Raw genomic sequence first — 18,276 nt, 5'->3', positions numbered from 1 at the left:
TCGTGGCAGCGCCCGACACCCGAGAGTATCGCTCCCCGCCCCAGGCACGCGGAGAGCGCATTGATCAATATCTCGCCACCGTCTTCACCGACCTGACGCGCTCCCGCATCCGGGGCCTCATCGACGACGGGCACGTGCTCGTCGACGGCAGGGTCGTGAAGGCGGCGATGCGCCTGCGCGGTGGCGAGCTGCTCAGTCTCCACGTTCCCGCCCCCGTCGCCGCGTCCCCTCAGGCCGAGGAGCTTCCGCTCACCTTGCTCCACGAGGACAAGGACCTGGTCGTCGTGGACAAGGCCGCGGGCATGGTGGTGCATCCGGGCGCGGGCCACGCCTCCGGAACCCTGGTCAACGCGTTGCTGCACCGGGTGAAGGACCTGGCCGGCGTCGGCGGCGAGCTGCGCCCCGGCATCGTCCACCGCCTGGACAAGGACACCACGGGCTGCCTCGTCGTCGCGAAGAACGAGCGGGCCCTCGTCGCGCTCCAGAAGTCCTTCAAGGGGCGCGAGGTCACCAAGACGTATCTGGCGCTGGTGCACGGCGTGCCCCCCGCGGAAGGGCGCATCGAGACGCTCTACGGCCGCCACCCGGTGAATCGTCAGCGCTTCACCGGCAAGGTGCGAGAGGGCAAGCCCGCCATCACCGTGTATCGCGTGCTCGAGGTCTTCGACGGCGCCGCGCTGGTGGAGGTGGACCTGCTCACCGGGCGCACGCACCAGATTCGCGTGCACCTGACGGAAGCGGGCCACCCGCTGCTCGGAGACACGCTGTACGGCGCCGGGCGAAAGGCGAAGGGCGAGGCCGGGACGGCGCAGGAGCGGATGGGACGTCAGGCCCTCCACGCGTGGAAGCTGGCCTTCGCGCACCCGCGCACGGGCAAGGCGCTCTCGCTGGAAGCGGCCTTGCCCGACGACTTCACCGCCGCGCTCACGCTGCTGCGAGGCCCCCAGGCTCCCGAGCCCGAGCCCGCGTCGAAGCCGAAGAAGAAGGCCCCGGCGCGGAAGAAGGCGGCGAAGAAGAAGGCGGTTCCGAAGAAGGCGGCGCCGAAGAAGCGCGCCGCGGCGACTACAAGCCGGAAACGCTGAGCGACTGCTGGCGCTTGGACAGCACCTTCACGGGCTGGATGGCCATGACGCGCATGAAGACCTCGAGCAGCTCGGGGTCGAACTTGTTGCGCATCTCCGTCCACATCAACATCAGCGCGACTTCCGGGCCGTACGCGTCACGGTAGGGGCGCTTGGAGGTGAGCGCGTCGTACGCGTCGCAGATGGCGATGATCTTCGCGTAGGCCCCGAGGTTCGTCTTCGGGATGATCATCTGGATGTTGCCGCGTGAGTCGCGCACGGCGGTACCGAAGTCCGTCTTGTGCTCGAAGGTCGTCACCACGCGCAGCAGGGTGGAGCGGCTGAAGCCCTTCTCCATGAGGATGTTGCGCACGGAGATGAGCGGCGCGCGCTGCACCGCCACGCGCTCCTCCGGAGTCAGCGCACCGCGCTTGGTGGCCAGCTCCTCCGGCAGCGTCGTCATGCCCGCGTCGTGGAAGAGGGCGATGTAGCCCAGGTCGCGCAGCTGCGGCTTCGTCAGCCCCAGCTCCGCGCCGAAGACGATGCACATCAGGCACACGTTGACCTGGTGGTACACGAGGTAGTCGTCCTCGCGCCGCATCGTCGTCATGCCCAGGAAGTGGGTCTTCTGCTCGTAGCTGATGTCCACGAAGTCCTGGACCAGCCGCAGCGCCTTGGAGGCGTTGATGGGTTTCCCCGCGCGCACCGACTCCAGGTACTTGGAGAGGAAGAACACCGCGCGGGCATAGACGGTCATCGCGTACTTCTTGCGATCGACCTTCTGGTCGCCCACGTCGTTCATGTCCTTGTCGAGCTTCTCCTTGAGCTTGGAGAACTTGGCCACCCGCATGTTGAGCAGCTTGCGGCCCGCGAGCCCGTCCTCGTCGGAGGTGGTCGTCTGCTCCTTGCTGAAGATCCAGATGAAGTTCTTCAGCTCCGGCACCGTCACCGGCTTGGTGAGCGTGAAGCCGCCCACGTCCTTGGCGCGCATCTCCGTCAGCAGATAGCGCTGGTTCTCGATGGAGTTCAGGTCCACCTTCACCAGCATGCTGTTCAGGTAGAAGGAGTCCTTGACGCCCGCCAGCTCCAGTCGGCCTTCCTTGCCGATGATCTGGTTGATGATGTCCTGGAGCTGATGCAGCGGCTTCTGGAAGACGCCGTTCTCCGGGTCATACATCTTCACGGAGCGCACCAGCATGTAGAGGCCGGCGACCATGGAGCGCGAGAGGGCCTGGAGCTTCTCGTTGTGCTCGCGGCCGAACTCGTTGGTGCTCTCCTCCTGGCTCTGGGTGATTTTGAGGTTCTCAGCCATGGGCTATGCCTCCTCTGGGAGCGCCGAGTCACCGAACAGCGTCTTGCGTGTCTGGTACATCGCCTTGCGCGCCGCCGTGAGCAGCTCCACGGGCTGGGTGCGGTCCTCGAGGATGGTCTGCATCATCTTGTAGCTCTGGATGGAGCAGGCGCCCTGCAGGCCGGCGATGGCCAGCATCTTGTCGTCCAGCACCCGCTTCTTGTTGAGCAGCGAGGGCTTCACCGCGAGCAACTGCTGCATGTGCGAGAGCGCGCCCGGCGTGCCCGTGGCGCCGACGGCCATGTAGAACGCGGTGCGCTCGTCGGGCGTCTTCTTGTCGAAGGTGGGCTCGCGAATCACGCGCATCAAGTCGGAGAACGCCTTGTCGCGGTCGAACTCCGGCAGCATCTTGGCCGCCACCATGCGCACCTGGGAGACGGGGTCCGCGAGCGCCTCGAAGATGAGGCGGCGTGCCTCGCCGGTGCGGCCGCGCCCGATGATGTTGATGACCTCCAGCTTCACCACCAGGTTGGGGCTCTTGAGCACCAGGCCGAACATCTTGATGCGCTCGGGGTGGTTGCTCTTCTCCAGCACGTACACCATGTCGCGCACCGTCTGCGGACGGTCCGACACCAGCCGCGCCACGAAGGGCTCCGGCAGGTCTCTGGCGACGACGGCCAGCGCGTCACACAAGAGCGCGCGGTTCTCCGGAATCTCCAGCGTCTCCAGCACGGTGAGCAGGGGGATGACGGAGTCGCGGCCCAGCGCCTGGAGGTAGCGCGTCACGTCCGCGGGCGCCTTGGCGCGTGAGCCCTTGAGCGACTCGCCCAGGCGCATCAACCGCTGCTCCTCGCCCATCTTGTGCAGGAAGGACTCGAGCAGCTTCTCGAGCGGCGCGCCGCCTTCCTTCTGCGACAGCGCGCGCAGCTTGAGGACAATCTGGTTGATGGTGCCGAAGTCGTCCTGGAGCAGCAGCATGTCCAGCAGCTGGACGAAGATCTCCTCGAGCAGCGCGCCGTCCTCGACGCCGCCCTCCACCACCTGGAACACGGCGCTCACCAGCTTGGGGAACAGCCGCGCGCCTTCCTCTTCCGACACCTCGCGCTGGAGCTTCGCCTTCAGGTCATCCGACGCGTGCCGCCCGCCGACGACGAGGCCGCGAATCTGCTCGATGCCGTCCAGCTTCGCGTCCAGGTCCTCCGCGGACACGCGAGCGAAGCGCAGGTAGTCGTCGGATTTCGTCTGGAGGCGCGCGTAGAGGTAGCCCACCACCTTGTCCACCTCGACCTGCACCTCCTCCTCGCTGGCGTTCTCCATGGAGAAGCCTTCCACCACGACGTACTCGACGTGCTCCATGCCCGCGCGCCACAGCTGGGCCAGCACGTCCTCGGCGCCGCGCTCCGGCTCCGACAAGGCAATCATCGTGAAGCTGACCAGCTCCTCCACCATCAGCCCGGGGCGGAAGATGAGCTGACGGATGCCGTCCCGGAAGAACTTGTAGGGGAGCGGCGTGTCCTCGGAGAAGAGCGAGTCGTTGTGCAGCGTCAGGTTCTGCTGCTCGACCTTGAGCGACAGGGGCCCGTACTTCTCGGTGAACTGGGTGATGGACTCCAGGGCCTTGGCGAGGAACTCCGGGAAGCGCGCATCGTTGTGGCGGTACATGCCAATCTGCTTGATGCCCTTGAGCAGATGGAACGCGAACGTGCGCGCCAGCTCCACCTTCTCGCGGATCTCCGGAGTCTGCTCGGGCTCCGTGTTCGCTTCCTGGGTCTTTTGGGGATGGGCCATGCGCGTGCAACTCTCTGCTCGGGCGGTAGCCCCAGCCTACCGCGAAAATCCCTGGGGCCCCAGCCGACGGCGATTGGAAGTTCGCGGACTTGGATGACATGGGTGTACCTCGACGCTATCGCACGGGAATTCCCGGGTATCGTGCGCCCGCCGCCGTACCGTGAGGAGTGTCGAGCGCATGCTGCGAGTCATGGCCTGTGGGGTGCTGCTGTGGGGGCTGACGGGGTGCTTCCGGATGAGCGTGCGGACGGGGGCTCCACGGGACGGGCTCCCGGAGGCGCGCACGGGGGTGAGCCTGGTGTACGGGCTGTCGACGGCCAACGTGTCGGCGTCGGAGTGTCGCCACGGGGTGTCGCGCGTGGACGTGTATTGGCCCTGGTGGGGCGCGCTCGTCTACGTGGGCACGGTGGGCTTCGTCACGCCGCTGCGCACGGAGTACGTCTGCGCGGAAGGAGTGACGTCCATGCGGGCGGCGCCCGAGCGGGAGCAGGTGCCAGACTCCATCGCGCCGCTTTGACGTGAGATGTCAGACGCCCTCTCTATGGTTCATTTCAAGGGGCCGGAAGAGCTGGCCTCTTTTTGGAGAGGAATTCAAATGAACCCTGTCTTGAAACACGCGGCTTCGGCTGGTTGTCTCGTGACGCTGCTGGCCGCACCCGTGGTGTTCGCTGGTTTCCAGACCGAGTCCGCGAACTGCTACAGGAACGCGGATGGCTCTGGTCGGTGCCACGGCAGCCTCCTTGGCTTCCGCAACCACGCTGGCGCCAATACCCAGGCGTCCTTCACGCGGGTCAGCAACGGCTCGCCGTACTTCTCCGCCACCCTCACCTCGGGCGCGACGACGACGTACTTCAACTGCCTGGCCAATACGGAGACGGCGGCGCAGTGGAGCAAGGCCATGAACCACGAGGGCTTCTTCTCCATCTACTGGTCGGCCTCGGGTGAGTGCTATTCGCTGTTCTTGATCAACGGCAGCCACTACTCGCATTTCTGATCCACTCCATGACAACCCAGGTGTTGCGTGGCTGGCTTCCAAGCCTGACCACAGCCGTGGGGTGCGCCGTGGGGTGCTGGCTCGCGGTGAGCCAGGCGCAGCAATCCCAGGCGCAGCGAGTGGAGCAGCTCACCGACGAAGTGGGTTCGCTGCGCCGGGCGCTGGAGTCCAGCTCCCGTGCCACTGGAGCGAGCCTGGTGGGCACCGCCACCCTCCTGGCTCCGAGGGAGAGTCGTCTCTCCGTCGAGGACCAGGAGGCCATGGCCTTGCGGGTGGCCACCTTGCTGAAGGAGTCGGGAGGGTCCGTCGTGGGTGCTTCGGCGCCAGAGGCTCCCGTTCCCACCGCGCCAGAGCCGTCTTCGGAGCAGCGCGAGGCCGTGGCGCGTGCGGGCACGATGGTGGACCGGGTGGTCTCCAGCGGGCGCATGACAGCCGAAGACGTACTCGAGATTCGACGTGAGCTCGTCCACCTCCGAGGTCGCCCCGAGGCGGATGCGCTCCGCAAGCAACTCGTCGTCGCCATCAATCAGGACCGGCTCATCCCCGCCCCGGGTTTCGATGGCCTGCCGTAGGTCTCACTTCCCTTTGAGCAGTCGAACGTCGCACGGCTCAGGAGTCAAAACATGAAGCAGCTCTCCTTTTCGAAACCCCTTCTCCGCGGGGTCCTGTTCCCTGGGGTGGCGCTCGCTGTCCTGGGGCTCGCTCCCGTCGCTTGGGGAGGACTCCAATCACAGACAGTCTTCTGCCAGAAGAACGCGGATGGCTCGGGGCTCTGTTACGGCAACTTCGTCGGCTTCCGTGAGGACGCGACGTCGACCTCTTCCGCGTCCTTCCGTGATGACCTGGCCGGCGCGCGCAGCTTCGACGCGTGGTTCACCCCGGCGGGCGGCACCGGCCCGATCATCTACACCTGCATCCCCAACGCCGCCGTCTCCGCGCTCTGGGAGCAGGCCCTGAGCAACCGGGGCTTCTTCCGGGTGAGCTGGGACGCGAGCGGCACCTGCGACTATCTCAGGCTCGTCAACAGCTCGCAGAACACGAACTTCTAAGGCCGCGAGCCGCTTCGGATTTCAGCGGTATCCGAAGGGACGGCGCTCCCAAGTACGGGGAGCGCCGTCACCTCACGGGCCTACTTTCCGCTGGGCGGCGGTGACACCGCGGCGCTGGTGCCCTTGAGGGCGGAGCGCAGCAGGAACAGCGTCAGGCCGCCGAAGAAGAGCAGGCCCCACAGGTTGGACCAGAGGGGGTGCGCCAGCTCGCTCTCGCCCACCGCGTTGAGGAAGCCACCGAAGGCGCCCTCGTGGCCGAACACGGCCGGCAGGTTGATGGCGCGAGAGCCCGCGCCGTCCGTGGCGATTTCGAGGAAGGCGATGAGCACCCCGGCAATCGAGCCACCGGCGATGTAGCCGGAGGAGAGCAGGGTGCCCGGTGAGAAGTCGGACTCGCTGCCACCGCGCAGGCGGTCCACGAAGTAGCGCACCATGCCGCCCACGAAGAGCGGCGCGCTGCTGCTGATGGGCAGGTACACGCCCACCGCGAAGGGCAGCGAGGACACGCCGCACAGCTCCAGCATCAGCGCGATGAACACGCCCAGCAGCACCAGGTCCCACGGCAGCCGCTGCGTGAGGATGCCGTCGATGATGAGCGCGAAGAGCTGCGCCTTGGGCGCGGCGTAGCGGGTGAGGGCCTGGCCCTCGTAGGAGCTGATGCGGCCGCCGATGCCCGGGTCCACCACGTACTGGATGCTGCCGCCGTCATCCACCAGGTACTTGCCGGCGGGCACCGCGGTGTCCGCGCCGCGCACGTAGCCTTCCTTGAAGGTGCGCTGGGGCCCTTCGGTGATGGCGCCCAGCTCGGACACCTTCACCTGCGAGCCGCCCGTGGGGCTCAGCGTCACGCCGCCCACGTCCTGCGCGCTCACCTGCCGCCAGCTGTGCAGCACCAGCGCGCCATCCTGGGAGGCCAGGTCATAGCCCTGTGCCCAGGCCGCCTTGCGCAGCGCGGCCTCGTCCAGCCCACGCGACGTCAGCGCCTGCGCGGACACGGCCCACGGGAAGGTGTACTGGGTGCGCGTCTCCTGGGTCATCTCCGTGACTTGCACGCCGGGGTGCGGCTCCGGAATCGTCACGGTGGCGCCCTTGTTCAGCGTCACCAGCACCAAGCCGATGAACATGGCGCTGGTCAGCACGCCGACGAAGAGGGCGATCTGCTGCTTCTTGGGCGTGCCGCCCACCAGGAAGGCCGTCTTCAAGTCCTGCGCGGTGGTGCCGCCGTTGGAGGCGGCGATTCCGACGATGGCCGCCGTGGTGAGGGCCATGAAGCGGTCCTCGGAGCTGGTCCACCCGGCCAGCAGATAGACGAGGCAGGTGACGAGCAGCGTGGCCACCACCATGCCGGAGATGGGATTGGAGGAGCTGCCAATCTCACCCGTGATGCGCGCGCTCACCGTCACGAAGAAGAAGCCGAAGATGATGATGAGGATGGCGGAGATGAAGTTCACCTCCAGCGGCGGCGCCAGCCAGATGGCGAGCACCAGCGCGATGCTGCCCACCAGCACCACGGTGATGGGGAGGTCCTGCTCGGTGCGAAGCAGCTGCGGCCCGCCACCGTGCCCGCGCGACGCCTTGAGCGACTCCACGCCGCGCTTGAACGCGCCGATGATGGTCGGCAGCGAGCGGATGAGGCTGATGAGGCCGCCCGTCGCGACGGCGCCCGCGCCGATGTAGAGCACGTACGCGTTGCGAATCTGGTCCGGGGACATGTCCCGGATGAGCTGCCCGTTGTGCACCAGGAGCGGCTGATCCAACCCCGCGCCGAAGAAGGAGATGGCGGGGATGAGGATGAGGTAGCTCAGCACGCCACCGGCGAAGGTGATGGCCGCCACGCGCGGACCGATGATGTAGCCCACGCCGAGCAGCTCCGGGCTCACCTCGGTGGACAGCGTCGCGCTCTTGAGGCCCTTGAGCGGGGTGCTCAGCACCTCGCGGAACAGCTTCATGCCGGAGTAGGCGAACTTGTAGATGCCGCCCACCAGGAAGCCGATGATGACCGTGCGCGCGTTGGTGCCGCCCTGCTCACCGACGATGAGCACATCCGCGCTGGCCGTCCCTTCCGGGTAGGGCAGCTTGCCGTGCTCCTGGACGATGAGGCCCTGGCGCAGCGGAATCATCATCAGCACGCCGAGCACGCCGCCCAGCGCCGCCACGAGGAAGGCGTGCGTCAGGCTGATGTCGTAGCCCAGCAGCAGCAGCGCGGGGAGCGCGGCGGCGACGCCGAAGGCCAGCGATTCACCCGCCGAGCCCGTCGTCTGGACGATGGTGTTCTCCAGGATGTTCGACTTGCCCAGCGCCCGGAAGATGGCGATGGAGAGCACCGCCACCGGAATCGACGCGGACACCGTGAGGCCGACCTTGATGGCCAGGTACACGGACGAAGCGGCGAACACGATGCCCAGGACCGAGCCGAGCACCAGGGCTCGAATCGTCATCTCCGTGGGAGACTGCTCGGGTGGGACGTACGGGATGTGCAGGTGTGGCGCGTGCGATTGCGCGACCGGCGCGCGCTCGTCGACGACCGGCGGGGTACCGTGGGCCAAGCGAAAGGCTCCTTACGAGGGAATCCGGCCCCTTCTAGCAGGGCCCCGCCCGCCAGCGAAGTGATGGCCCCTAAATGACAAGCGCCCCCACCCCGAGTGGAGTGGAGGCGCCTGGTCGCCCTGTCGCGAAGGGCCCGACCTGCCGCGTCAGGCAGGGGCTACTGCTGCATCGCCGCGGCGTCCGGATCCACCTCGGCCATCAGCGCCGCCAGCTCGCCCTTCAGCTTGTCCTTGGCGCGGATCTCCAGCTGACGGGCGCGCTCGCGGGAGAAGCCGAAGTGCTCGCCCAGCTCCTTGAGCGTCATGGGTCGCTCGTTCATCACCCGCTGCTCGATGATGAAGCGCTCGCGGGGGTCCAGCCGCATCAGCGCGGTGCGGACGCGGGCGTTGATGAGGCCCGCCTCTTCCTTGTCGGCGAACTCGTCGTCCTGCGGCGCCGCGGCGCTGACCACGAAGTCCACGTGGCTGTTGCCGCCGTCCTCGCCCATGGGCGCGTCCAGGGACAGGTCCCGGCCGCCCATGCGCTGCTCCATCTCCCGGACCTCGCCCGGCTTCACGTGCAGCCGGCGGGCGATCTCCTCCACGTTCACCACGGCCTCGCCGTTGCCAAACTTCTCCAGCTCGCGGCGCGTGCGCGCCAGGCTGAAGAACAGCTTCCGCTGCGCCTGCGTGGTGCCGAGCTTCACCAGCGACCAGCTCTTGAGGATGTAGTTCTGGATGTACGCGCGGATCCACCACACCGCGTAGGAGATGAGGCGGATGCCCTTGTCCGGGTCGAACTTCTGCACGGCCTTCATCAGGCCGATGTTCCCCTCCTGGATGAGGTCCGACATCTTGATGCCGTAGGAGCGGTACTCGTAGGCGACCTTCACCACGAAGCGCAGGTTGGAGGTGACCAACCGGTGGCCCGCGGCCAGCTCGCCGCGGATGAAGCTGCGCGCAAGTGCCTGCTCCTCCTCCACGGTGAGGAGGTTGTAGTGGTTGATCTCCGAGAGGTACATCGCCAGGGAGCCGGAGTTGGACGACTGCTCGGTGGACGCCTGCATGGATGGTTTCTCCCGACGTGGGGCCTCGCTGACGAGGCCGCTAGGTTTTCGGACCGCTTGACGACTGAACGAAGGCTGTCAGAGCAACCGCGGTGCCAGCGCGAAGTCCCACACCTTCCCCAATGTCTGCGGGGGGTTGGCGGCGGCTGCGCTCATGTACAAAGAAGGAGGGCTGTAACGGTTACGGCCGACCTGGGAACTCGCCGCGACTTCTCGGCTGTAGAATGTGCCCCTCTGTGCACGACACGCCTCCAGTGAGGAGCGCCAGGGTCCTGCACCCGTGACGCGAAGCGAGCATGGAGCCCTGGCAGCCAGGCAAGAGGGCCCCTGGCGACACGGCCGCATGGGCCGGTGTCGTCTTCCCGTGGAGGAACGGCTAACGACGGCGTGGGATGCTGGCCGGGAGCATTTTCCGCGAGCGAAGGGACGCCCGGGGGGCATCCGGACGCGCGAGGGTCAGGACGCGCGCGCCTGGGGCTGTGCCGCCGCGCGCGCTCGCTGAGCCTCGAGCCGCACGTGCGCAGTGACGGCGTGTTGGAGCACGCGAATCAACTGCTCCGCTTCGCCCTGGCGCAGGGGACGCCCTCCGAAGCGGGCCTCCAGATAGCGCCGGGTGGCGGGGGCCAGTGCGGGCGCCAGCGGATGGCCCTCGCGCGCCAGCCGCGCGTCCAGGTCCTCGAGCGTCTCGCCTTCGGCTCGGAACAGGCGCGCCGGGAGGAGCACTGCTTCCACCAGGTCGACGAAGCGCGTGGCCTCATGCGGGCGAGGGCGCCCCGTCAGACGCGTCACCCCTCGCCACGCGGCGTAGACGGCCATGCCCGCCAGCAGGGCGGCGCCCCAGGCGCGCGGCGGAGGCAGGCGGCTTCGCTCGGTGTTCTCGGAGCCCTTCGGCGGACGCACCAGGGCGCGCGCCACGTCCACCTGGTCTCGGAAGGAGTAGTCGACGACGGAGTTGCGCCACCGCGACTCCAGCGCTTCGTAAAGGCCCAGCAGCCGCTGAAGCAGCCGCGAGCCCTGGCTGGTGCGGTGGGCCGGAGGCGTCGCGTCCACGGTGACGAAGCCCCGCTCGGGCACCAGCACATGCGTCCATGCGTGCGCGTCGCCGGCGCGCAGGATGTAGCCATCATTGACGCGCTCGCCGCCGAAGAAGCCCGTGGCCAGCCGGGCGCGGATGCCCTGGGTGCGCAGCATCAACGTGAGCGCGGTGGCGAAGTGCTCGCAGTGGCCGGCCTTGCGGTCGAAGAGGAAGTCCGCGAGCGGATCCTCCCGGTCTCCGCTCAGCTCCAGCGTGTACGCGTGCTCGCGCTGGAGCCACGCGGCCAGCTTCTGCGCCGCGGCCAGGGGCTCACGCTCTCCATTGAGCACGCGCGCCGCCGTCTGGGAGACGCGAGGGTCCAACGCCTCCGGCAGCGCGAGGAGCGCGTCCTGCTCCACGGAGGGCAGGCGCCGGAAGGTGTCGCCGCTGCCGCCCGGAGGCAGGCTGTAGGCCTCGTAGGCGTAGGAGAGGCCCGGCTCCAGGAAGCGCGCCTCGCCGCCGGACAGCTCCTGGAGGGAGGTGCGTCGGCTGCCCGTGCTTCCATTGGCGACGGCGTTACCCAACCGTGACGGTGTCTCCAGGGCGATGAGCGTGCGGGCGCCGTAGGCGGGCAGCAATTCCACGCGCTGGTGGATGAGGTTGTCACCGCCAGGGCGCAGCGTGAGGAGCGGCTCGCGCTCACGGCGCACGCCGCCCGCGTTCGTCCACTCCTGGCCGTCGAAGATGTCGTAGGTGCGGCCCACCCAATACGAGCTGAGCGCGTCCACACCCGGGTCCGGGTTCAGCGTCGCGCGCAGGACGATGCGCGGGTTGTCCTTGATGGTGCCCGCGCCGCCCAGCCGCACGGTGTTGGAGAACCCCGTCGTCGCCGGACCCAGTCCCGGCGCGGCGCGAGGGCCCGTCATGTTCCAGTTCAGGCGGGGGAAGAGGATGAAGAAGGCCATGGCCCCGGCCACCGCGAAGGTGACGCCCAGCGCCAGGGGACGGAGCACCTGGCGCACCGGGACGGGCTCGCCCTCCGGCACGGCGGCCTCCACCACGCCCAGCGCCATGGACACGCTGGACAGCACGCTGAAGGCCACCAGGAACAGGCCGTAGATCAGCTCTCCTGACAGTGCCGCGCCACCCGCCACCATCAAGAGGCCGGACAGGTGCACCTGTCCATCCGTGGCGGCGTCCGGCGCGGACAAGAGCCGGTGCGCGGAGATGAGGCCGGCGAAGGCACACGCGGCGACCACCAGGTTGAGGGCGCCGGATGTGACATTCACCGCCAGCACCGCCGCCACGCCCAGCAGCAGCAGCGCGGTGAGCTTCGCGCGCCGTGCGAACAGGCGCTTGCCCATCAGCGCCGCCACCAGCGCGAAGCCACAGAGGCCCAGCGTCCACAGCGGGAGCTGACCCGACACCGCCATCGACGCGAAGGCGCAGCCGGAGGCCACGTCCCTCAGCACCAGTCGCAGTCGAGTGCCCCGCGTCATGCCGCCTCCTCCTCTTCCTCGCGAGCGCCCTCGAAGCCCAGCCACGCCAGGGCGCGCAGGATGCGCTTCTCCTGCCCGGAGCCCGCGCCGGAGCGCAGTCGCTCGTCGGTGGTGTTGAGCCCCACCTCATGGCCCTCGTCGAGCAGCCGGTGCGCCAGCGCCGCCACCTCCTCGCATCTCCGCTCCAGCGCCTCGCCCGTGAGCCCCGCCTCCACGGTGAGCACCCACGTGCGGCGCTCCTCGCGCTCGCGCTCCACGCGCAAGAGCTTCCCCATCGACGCGCTCTTGAGCCAGTGGATGCGGCGCGCGTCCTCGCCCTCGGCCAGCTCCCGCAGGCCCGTCACGTCGCCGCTGCCGTCGTTGCGGCGGGGGTTGCCCGCGTCGCCCACGGGCCCGCGCTCCGCGTCCCCAGGCTCCTGGCACGCATAGGTGCGCCGGGGATAGACGAGCAGCAGGCCCTCCAGCGCAAGCACGCGCGTCTTGGCGAACAGGCCCAGGGGCCACGTCGTCGTGACTCGCACGCCCGTCAGTCTCACGGGCCCGCGGCGCGGCGCGGTGAGGTTGGCCCGCACCACATGCTCCACGTTCGCCGGCAGGTAGCCCACGCCGCCTTCACCCGACAGCGGGGAGTCCGCCTCCGAGAGGGTGAGGGCGAAGGCATGGCCCTGCTTGCGGGACACGGCCCAGCGGAAGGCGAAGGGCTCCGAGGCGAAGGCCGCGTCCGTGCCCACGCGCCGCACGGAGATGTCCCGGATGCAGCGCTCCGACAGCACGCCGGACACCACCACCATGCTCAAGAGCAGGCCCAGCAGCAGGTACAGCAGGTTGTTGCCGGTGTTGAGCGCGCCCAGTCCCACGCCGAACGTCACCACCAGGTACGTGCGGCCAATGCGCGTCACCTTGAGGGTGCGCGGCGGTCTCAACCAGGCGCGAAGGCGCGCCCAGCGTCGCTTCAGGCCGGGCTTCACCGCGGCGCCGGCACCTTTCGGGTCAGCTCTTCCAGCAGGTGCGCCGACTCGTCGCGCGCGGCCACTCCCTGCACGGCGCTGCGCAGCAGCACGCGGTGCGCCCAGCACGGCACCAGCACCGCCCGCACGTCCCCGGGCGTCACGAAGTCACGCGCCTCCCACAAGGCCTGCGTCCGAGCCGCCGCGCCCAGCGCCAGCACCGCGCGCGTGGAGGCGCCTCGCTCGATGTCGCCGTGCTCGCGCGTCGCCCGCGCCAGCCGCACCACATAGTCGGCCACCGTGCCGTCCAGGCTCAGCTCCGCGGCGAGTGTCCGTAGCGTGGCCACTTCCTCGGGGCTGGACACCGTCTGCACGGCGTCCAGGGGCGGTGCGCGTCCCCGGGTGGCCAGCAGCTTTGCCTCCACGTCCGGGGCGGGGTGCCCCAGGGACAGGCGCAGCATGAAGCGGTCCAGCTGCGAGTCAGGGAGGGGATAGGTACCGGAGAAGTCCACCGGGTTCTGGGTGGCCACCACGGTGAAGGGCGAGGGCAGCGCGTGCGTGCTCCCATCCAGCGACACCTGGCCCTGCGCCATGGCCTCCAGCAGCGCGGACTGCGTGCGGGGCGGGGCGCGGTTCAGCTCGTCCGCGAGCACCAGCTGGCGGAAGAGGGGACCGGGGCGGAACTGGAAGGTGGCCGTCTGGGCGTGGAAGATCTGCGCGCCGAGGATGTCGGCCGGCATCAGGTCCGCGGTGAACTGGACGCGCGCGAAGCTCAGCCCGCACGCCCGGGCCAGGGCCTCCGCCAACGTCGTCTTGCCGACACCTGGCACGTCCTCCAGCAACAGGTGCCCGCCGGCGACCAGGCACGTCGTCACGAGTCGGGCCTGGGCTTCCTTGCCCTGGACGGCCCGGCCCAGCTCCGCGGCGATGCGCTCCATCGCCGTGCGCGCGGTTGCGGGGGTAGGGGCAGCGGCGGCGAGAACGCGGGCGGGCTGATTCATCTCCCCGCCACTCTAGCCGACTCCCCCGGGGGCCGGCACACCCAACTCCAGGGCGCCCCCCTGGGACGCCCGCTTCCTCGTCAGCTCAGAGGGAGAGCACGTCCTCGGGGGTGTAGTAGGGCCGGTGCGCGACGACGCTGGCGCCCACCCCGAAGTAGCGAAACATCCGCTCGTGATGCGTGGCCAGCCCCTGCAGCTTCACCGAGTGCGCCATGTTCCGCGTCAAGACTCCCACCGCGCTGTCCTTGAACTCGCGCAGATGGGTGAAGTCCAGCACCACCTCACAGCCCTTCAATGCGTCCAACGACAGCTGGACCTCGTGGGCCGTCTTCCCGTCCAGTACCCCTTCCAAACGCAGGGTGATGTGACCTGAGACGTCCTCGCGGTGGATCTGCAAACCCGCCATTGCTGTGCTCTCCCGTGGATGGTGTGTGCGCGCTGTGCCAAATGTCTTGGGCACGGCGGCAGGAGCACATTCCGGGCCAACTTCGCGTCCGGAAAACCCATGGAAAATCCATGGGGTGCACCGCCGGGCGCGAACACTGCCCCGGAACGGGAAGGAGTTTCAGCCCCGGTTTGGTAACTTTGACACGACTGTCAGGTGAAGGGCGCCCCGGGTGTCGCCTGGCGATCAACCCTGCCGGTCAATCGTCTTCTGCTGATCGGCCAGGGTGAGCTGACGCTCCTGGTAGGCCTTCAGCTTGCGGAACTCCTTCACCACCTTGGTGGGGTAGCCGGCCATGAACTTCGTGCGCGCTTCCTTCTTCGCGAGGATGCGCCGGGCCAGCCCGGGGCCCGCGTTGTAGGCGACCAGGGCCTTCTCCACGGAGCCGAAGCGCTCGATGAGGTCCGCCAGGTACGCGGTGCCCAGCGCCACGTTCGTCTCGGCGTCGAACAGGTTGGTGCTGCGGCCCAGCCGGTAGCCGGCCTTGTCCGCCAGCCACGTGCCCGTGTCCGGCATCACCTGCATCAACCCCATGGCGCCCACGTGGGACACCGCGTAGTTGTTGAAGGAACTCTCGCACTTGATGACCGCCACCACCAGCAGCGGGTCCACGTTGTTGCGCTTCGCCTCGCGGACGATGGCCACCGACAGCCGGCGCTGCTGGTGCACCGGGAGGCCCGACGCCTTCACCAGCTCCACCACGCCCAGCCGCTCCGCCTCCTCGTGCAGCGCCTCGTCCTCGTACGCCTGAAGCTTCGCCAGCGCCGCCCGCAGCTCCAGCTCCCGCTGCTCCAACTGGGTGCGCAGCTGCGTCACCTCCGCCGGCTCTCCCTGCGGGCCCGAGGGCACCTGCACCGGAAACGCCTGAGCACCCGCACCCACCAACATCGCAGCCGTCGTCACCGCCACCGTCCAACCCCTCATCCCACCCTCCCCAGTTCGTTCGACTCCGACGGGGAGACACCCAAGCAGGCGCCGTGCCAGCGCCCTCGGCGGGGGTTGTTCGCCTCTATCTCCTATAGATCTCTTGGAACTCCGACGGCTTCATGAGGTGCGTGGCTTCTCACGGGTCGGAAAAAATGCCCGGAGAGGGAACTTTGCTTCCTGTGAAAAGCACATGGGTTGCCTGGGGGCATCCGCGTTCCTAGCTTGCGCCGGTCCGGCTAGGGGACGAGGGGAGGTGCCGCGTGTACTGGACGATAGGGATGATCCTGATGGTGCTGTGGGGGCTGGGCCTGACGGCGGGCTCCACCGAGGGCTACTGGGTGCACCTGTTCCTGGTCTTCGCGCTCTTGGCTTTTGTCATGGGCGTGGTGTCGCGGGGCCGGCGGGCGGCGCTGTCATGAGTGGCCTGGAGGCGGAGGGCGTGGAGCTGCCTCGGGACACCGCGGGCTTCACGCGCCGCGAGTGTCCCAGCTGCATGCGCCCCTTCAAGACGAGGCCCGGCCCGCATGACGCCCGCGCGCTCCTGCACAAGCTGCAGGCCTTCTTCGCGCTGGAGAACGCGCACGAGGGCGAGGAGGGGCTGCCCGTGTGGCGCTGCCCCTACTGCGGCCATCGCGCGGAGGCGGACGGGTTCCTCACCCCCGCGCAGCAGACGCATCTGGAGTCGGTGGCGCGCGGGTGGGCCAACCACGTCCGCTACGAGCAGCTCGCGCATATATCGCGCACGCTGTCGCTCAACCCCCGGCCGACCTTCGTCGCGGTGGCGCCGGAGTCACTGCCCGGGCCCATGGAGCCGGAGCCGGACGAGCTGCTGCGCGTGATTCCGATGCTGTGCTGTGGCGAGGACGTGAAGCTGCTCTGGGAGTGGGATCAGCTCATCTTCTGTCCCCGCTGCGGCGCGCGGCATGGGGGCTTGAGCGGTCGGCAGCAGGTCCAGCTGGAGATCATCCAGGAATAGACCGGGGGCCGGTGGACGCGGGCCGCCTGGGACGGCAGGCTCGCGCGCCATGACGAGGTTCCCCTGGAGAGGACTGCTCGCGGGCCTGTGCCTGCTGTCGAGCACCGCCTCCGCCCACGACGCCGACATCCTCTATACCCAGGTGCGCCGCGGCGGGCCCGCCGAGGCCGAGGTGCGCCAGGTCGTCACGCTCACCGCCAGCACGCTGGGCCTGCTCGTCCCCGCGGACGCGGACGGGGATGGGACGGTGTCGCAGGCGGATCTCGACGCCCGCCGTCCCGCGCTCGAGGTCGGCGTGTGGGACGCGATGCCGCTCACCGCCGGTGGCCAGCCCTGCGCGCGCACGTCTCACGCCGCGCTGCTCCGGCAGACCTTCGTGGAGCTGTCGGCCACCTTCACCTGTCCGGAGGGGCCGCTCCAGCAGCGCTACGCCGTGCTGTCGGTGCTGCCCGCGGGCTATCGCGTCATCCTGGGCAGCGCGGTGGACGGTGAGCTGCCCGGGGCGCTCTTCGCGGACGCCGCGCAGCCCTCGCTCGCCATTCCCGAAGCGGGGCAGGGGAGCCCGTCGGCCGTCAGCGGCTTCGTCGGCTGGGTGGGGCTGGGCATGCGCCACATCTTCGAGGGCGTGGATCACCTCGCCTTCCTGCTCGCGGTGCTGCTGGTGGGGGGCGGGCTCAAGCGGGTGCTGCTCCTGGTGACGTCCTTCACGGTGGCGCACTCGCTCACGCTGGGGGCCACCGCGCTCGGCTGGGTGGTGCTCGACGGAGATCGCGTGCGCTGGGTGGAGGCCGCCATCGCCGCGTCCATCATCTATGTGGCGGTGGAGAACCTGGTGCTGAAGGAGCACCGCCACCGCGCGCTCATCACCTTCCTCTTCGGGCTGATCCACGGCTTCGGCTTCGCCAGCGTCCTGGCGGGTTATGGCCTGGGGACCTCGGTGGTGAAGTCGCTGGTGGGCTTCAACCTGGGCGTGGAGCTGGGGCAGGCGCTCGTCGTGGTGGTGCTGCTGCCGCCGCTGCGCATGCTCGAGCGCAGGCCCGTGCTGCACCGGGGGGCGGTGCAAGTGTTGTCCGTGTGCATCCTCGCGGCTGGTGGGTACTGGATGGTCGAGCGCGCCCTCGGTTGAATCCGGCGGCACCCATCCCTACGTTGGGCTCGAAGTGGGTAGGGATTGGGGGACGTAGATGGGTGCGAGGCATACCCGGCTGGCCGCTGCACTGGCTGCTGCGTGGGAGGCGGAGGTCGTCTCCGCCCGGCGGATGACGATGCTGGCCGAGCGGATCTCGGACGCGCGGGTCCGCGCGAGGCTGATGGTGCTCGCCGCCTTCTGCCGAGCGCATGCCTCGCGGCTGCTCGCGCGGCTGGCGGCGCTGGGACGGGGGCCCCTGCCAGTGCCCCCCGAGGAGATTGAACTGGACGCGGACACGCTCAAGGAGCTGCGGCGGGAGGGCGCCTTCGCCCGCGCGTCCGCCGCCCGCTACGAGACGACCGCGGAGCTGGCCCGGCAGCAGGCGGACCTGTCCTCCGCGTGGGTCTGCGAGCTCAACCGGACCGAGGAGCAGGACCGGGCCCGGGAGCTGCTTGCCCTGGCCGAAGGGGCCCTGGCCGCGTCCACCATGGTCAGCGCTCCCGCCGCCGCCGCGCCCGCCGACTCCTGAAAACCCGCGTCGGGCGCTCGCTCTAACGGTGAC

18 protein-coding genes are annotated in these 18,276 nt (G+C 69.0%); 9 read left to right on the top strand and 9 right to left on the bottom strand.

Annotated elements, in window-relative coordinates:
* The first annotated feature begins 2 nt into the window (after positions 1-2).
* Complete coding sequence (locus ACN469_RS09675) at positions 3-1,082, top strand: RluA family pseudouridine synthase (protein ID WP_498766421.1); 1,080 nt, start codon at positions 3-5, stop codon at positions 1,080-1,082.
* On the opposite strand, the gene ACN469_RS09670 is transcribed toward ACN469_RS09675, so the two are convergent.
* Positions 1,063-2,373, bottom strand: coding sequence for an HD-GYP domain-containing protein (locus ACN469_RS09670; protein ID WP_498766419.1), 1,311 nt, complete (start codon positions 2,371-2,373; stop codon positions 1,063-1,065). The two genes, ACN469_RS09675 and ACN469_RS09670, sit on opposite strands and share 20 nt — an antisense overlap.
* Positions 2,374-2,376: 3 nt before the next feature.
* A complete protein-coding gene (locus tag ACN469_RS09665; RefSeq protein ID WP_498766416.1) occupies positions 2,377-4,140 on the bottom strand; it encodes a HEAT repeat domain-containing protein in 1,764 nt (587 codons plus the stop codon).
* Between the two features lie 178 nt (positions 4,141-4,318).
* On the opposite strand from ACN469_RS09665, the gene ACN469_RS09660 reads away from it, so the two are divergent.
* From ACN469_RS09660 to ACN469_RS09645, 4 genes are all read left to right on the top strand, one after another.
* Positions 4,319-4,657, top strand: coding sequence for a hypothetical protein (locus ACN469_RS09660; RefSeq protein ID WP_498766414.1), 339 nt, complete (start codon positions 4,319-4,321; stop codon positions 4,655-4,657).
* A 78-nt stretch (positions 4,658-4,735) separates the two neighbouring features.
* Positions 4,736-5,134 carry a hypothetical protein gene (locus tag ACN469_RS09655; RefSeq protein ID WP_498766412.1) on the top strand — a complete coding sequence of 133 codons (399 nt, stop codon included), beginning with the start codon at positions 4,736-4,738 and terminating at the stop codon, positions 5,132-5,134.
* A gap of 68 nt (positions 5,135-5,202) precedes the next feature.
* Positions 5,203-5,706 (top strand): hypothetical protein, encoded by a 504-nt coding sequence (locus tag ACN469_RS09650; RefSeq protein ID WP_498766410.1) that lies wholly within the window; start codon positions 5,203-5,205, stop codon positions 5,704-5,706.
* 51 nt (positions 5,707-5,757) lie between these two features.
* On the top strand, positions 5,758-6,183 hold the full coding sequence (locus ACN469_RS09645) for a hypothetical protein (RefSeq protein ID WP_498766408.1): 426 nt from the start codon (positions 5,758-5,760) through the stop codon (positions 6,181-6,183).
* Between the two features lie 80 nt (positions 6,184-6,263).
* Here the strand turns inward: ACN469_RS09645 and ACN469_RS09640 are convergent, their stop codons facing one another.
* The 7 genes from ACN469_RS09640 to ACN469_RS09610 form a co-directional block, all read right to left on the bottom strand.
* Positions 6,264-8,729 (bottom strand): OPT family oligopeptide transporter, encoded by a 2,466-nt coding sequence (locus ACN469_RS09640; protein ID WP_498766406.1) that lies wholly within the window; start codon positions 8,727-8,729, stop codon positions 6,264-6,266.
* Between the two features lie 158 nt (positions 8,730-8,887).
* Positions 8,888-9,775, bottom strand: coding sequence for an RNA polymerase factor sigma-32 (locus tag ACN469_RS09635; RefSeq protein WP_498766404.1), 888 nt, complete (start codon positions 9,773-9,775; stop codon positions 8,888-8,890).
* Positions 9,776-10,231: 456 nt separating this feature from the next.
* Complete coding sequence (locus ACN469_RS09630; protein WP_498766402.1) at positions 10,232-12,289, bottom strand: transglutaminase TgpA family protein; 2,058 nt, start codon at positions 12,287-12,289, stop codon at positions 10,232-10,234.
* Positions 12,286-13,257 carry a DUF58 domain-containing protein gene (locus ACN469_RS09625; RefSeq protein WP_498766400.1) on the bottom strand — a complete coding sequence of 324 codons (972 nt, stop codon included), beginning with the start codon at positions 13,255-13,257 and terminating at the stop codon, positions 12,286-12,288. The genes ACN469_RS09630 and ACN469_RS09625 overlap by 4 nt, the downstream gene beginning before the upstream one ends.
* Positions 13,254-14,237, bottom strand: a complete 984-nt coding sequence (locus ACN469_RS09620; protein WP_498766398.1) for an AAA family ATPase — start codon at positions 14,235-14,237, stop codon at positions 13,254-13,256. The genes ACN469_RS09625 and ACN469_RS09620 overlap by 4 nt, the downstream gene beginning before the upstream one ends.
* Before the next feature lie 85 nt (positions 14,238-14,322).
* A complete protein-coding gene (locus ACN469_RS09615; RefSeq protein ID WP_498766396.1) occupies positions 14,323-14,643 on the bottom strand; it encodes an STAS domain-containing protein in 321 nt (106 codons plus the stop codon).
* Positions 14,644-14,868: 225 nt separating this feature from the next.
* The gene (locus ACN469_RS09610) at positions 14,869-15,606 is read right to left on the bottom strand and encodes a lytic transglycosylase domain-containing protein (protein WP_498766394.1); all 738 of its coding nucleotides are present in this window, start codon (positions 15,604-15,606) and stop codon (positions 14,869-14,871) included.
* 263 nt (positions 15,607-15,869) lie between these two features.
* On the opposite strand from ACN469_RS09610, the gene ACN469_RS09605 reads away from it, so the two are divergent.
* From ACN469_RS09605 to ACN469_RS09590, 4 genes are read left to right on the top strand one after another with little or no spacing between them, the layout of a single operon-like run.
* Positions 15,870-16,028, top strand: coding sequence for a lmo0937 family membrane protein (locus ACN469_RS09605; RefSeq protein ID WP_498766392.1), 159 nt, complete (start codon positions 15,870-15,872; stop codon positions 16,026-16,028).
* Complete coding sequence (locus tag ACN469_RS09600; protein WP_498766390.1) at positions 16,025-16,585, top strand: hypothetical protein; 561 nt, start codon at positions 16,025-16,027, stop codon at positions 16,583-16,585. The genes ACN469_RS09605 and ACN469_RS09600 overlap by 4 nt, the downstream gene beginning before the upstream one ends.
* Before the next feature lie 49 nt (positions 16,586-16,634).
* Positions 16,635-17,711 (top strand): HupE/UreJ family protein, encoded by a 1,077-nt coding sequence (locus ACN469_RS09595; RefSeq protein ID WP_498766388.1) that lies wholly within the window; start codon positions 16,635-16,637, stop codon positions 17,709-17,711.
* 58 nt (positions 17,712-17,769) lie between these two features.
* The gene (locus ACN469_RS09590; RefSeq protein WP_498766386.1) at positions 17,770-18,243 is read left to right on the top strand and encodes a hypothetical protein; all 474 of its coding nucleotides are present in this window, start codon (positions 17,770-17,772) and stop codon (positions 18,241-18,243) included.
* The last annotated feature ends 33 nt before the right edge of the window (positions 18,244-18,276 follow it).

Origin of the sequence: Corallococcus terminator (assembly GCF_049194865.1) — a bacterium.
In the GTDB taxonomy this organism is placed as follows: domain Bacteria; phylum Myxococcota; class Myxococcia; order Myxococcales; family Myxococcaceae; genus Myxococcus; species Myxococcus terminator_A.
The sequence above is the reverse complement of the archived record's forward strand: the minus strand, read 5'-3'. Positions and strand labels throughout refer to the sequence as shown.

What these genes read in the sequence shown, in the direction of transcription:
- ACN469_RS09670 (WP_498766419.1), bottom strand. Translation starts at nt 2,373, where the DNA reads ATGGCTGAGAACCTCAAAATCACCCAGAGCCAGGAGGAGAGCACCAAC.
- ACN469_RS09665 (WP_498766416.1), bottom strand. Translation starts at nt 4,140, where the DNA reads ATGGCCCATCCCCAAAAGACCCAGGAAGCGAACACGGAGCCCGAGCAG.
- ACN469_RS09660 (WP_498766414.1), top strand. Translation starts at nt 4,319, where the DNA reads ATGCTGCGAGTCATGGCCTGTGGGGTGCTGCTGTGGGGGCTGACGGGG.
- ACN469_RS09655 (WP_498766412.1), top strand. Translation starts at nt 4,736, where the DNA reads ATGAACCCTGTCTTGAAACACGCGGCTTCGGCTGGTTGTCTCGTGACG.
- ACN469_RS09645 (WP_498766408.1), top strand. Translation starts at nt 5,758, where the DNA reads ATGAAGCAGCTCTCCTTTTCGAAACCCCTTCTCCGCGGGGTCCTGTTC.
- ACN469_RS09635 (WP_498766404.1), bottom strand. Translation starts at nt 9,775, where the DNA reads ATGCAGGCGTCCACCGAGCAGTCGTCCAACTCCGGCTCCCTGGCGATG.
- ACN469_RS09630 (WP_498766402.1), bottom strand. Translation starts at nt 12,289, where the DNA reads ATGACGCGGGGCACTCGACTGCGACTGGTGCTGAGGGACGTGGCCTCC.
- ACN469_RS09620 (WP_498766398.1), bottom strand. Translation starts at nt 14,237, where the DNA reads ATGAATCAGCCCGCCCGCGTTCTCGCCGCCGCTGCCCCTACCCCCGCA.
- ACN469_RS09615 (WP_498766396.1), bottom strand. Translation starts at nt 14,643, where the DNA reads ATGGCGGGTTTGCAGATCCACCGCGAGGACGTCTCAGGTCACATCACC.
- ACN469_RS09610 (WP_498766394.1), bottom strand. Translation starts at nt 15,606, where the DNA reads ATGAGGGGTTGGACGGTGGCGGTGACGACGGCTGCGATGTTGGTGGGT.
- ACN469_RS09600 (WP_498766390.1), top strand. Translation starts at nt 16,025, where the DNA reads ATGAGTGGCCTGGAGGCGGAGGGCGTGGAGCTGCCTCGGGACACCGCG.
- ACN469_RS09595 (WP_498766388.1), top strand. Translation starts at nt 16,635, where the DNA reads ATGACGAGGTTCCCCTGGAGAGGACTGCTCGCGGGCCTGTGCCTGCTG.
- ACN469_RS09590 (WP_498766386.1), top strand. Translation starts at nt 17,770, where the DNA reads ATGGGTGCGAGGCATACCCGGCTGGCCGCTGCACTGGCTGCTGCGTGG.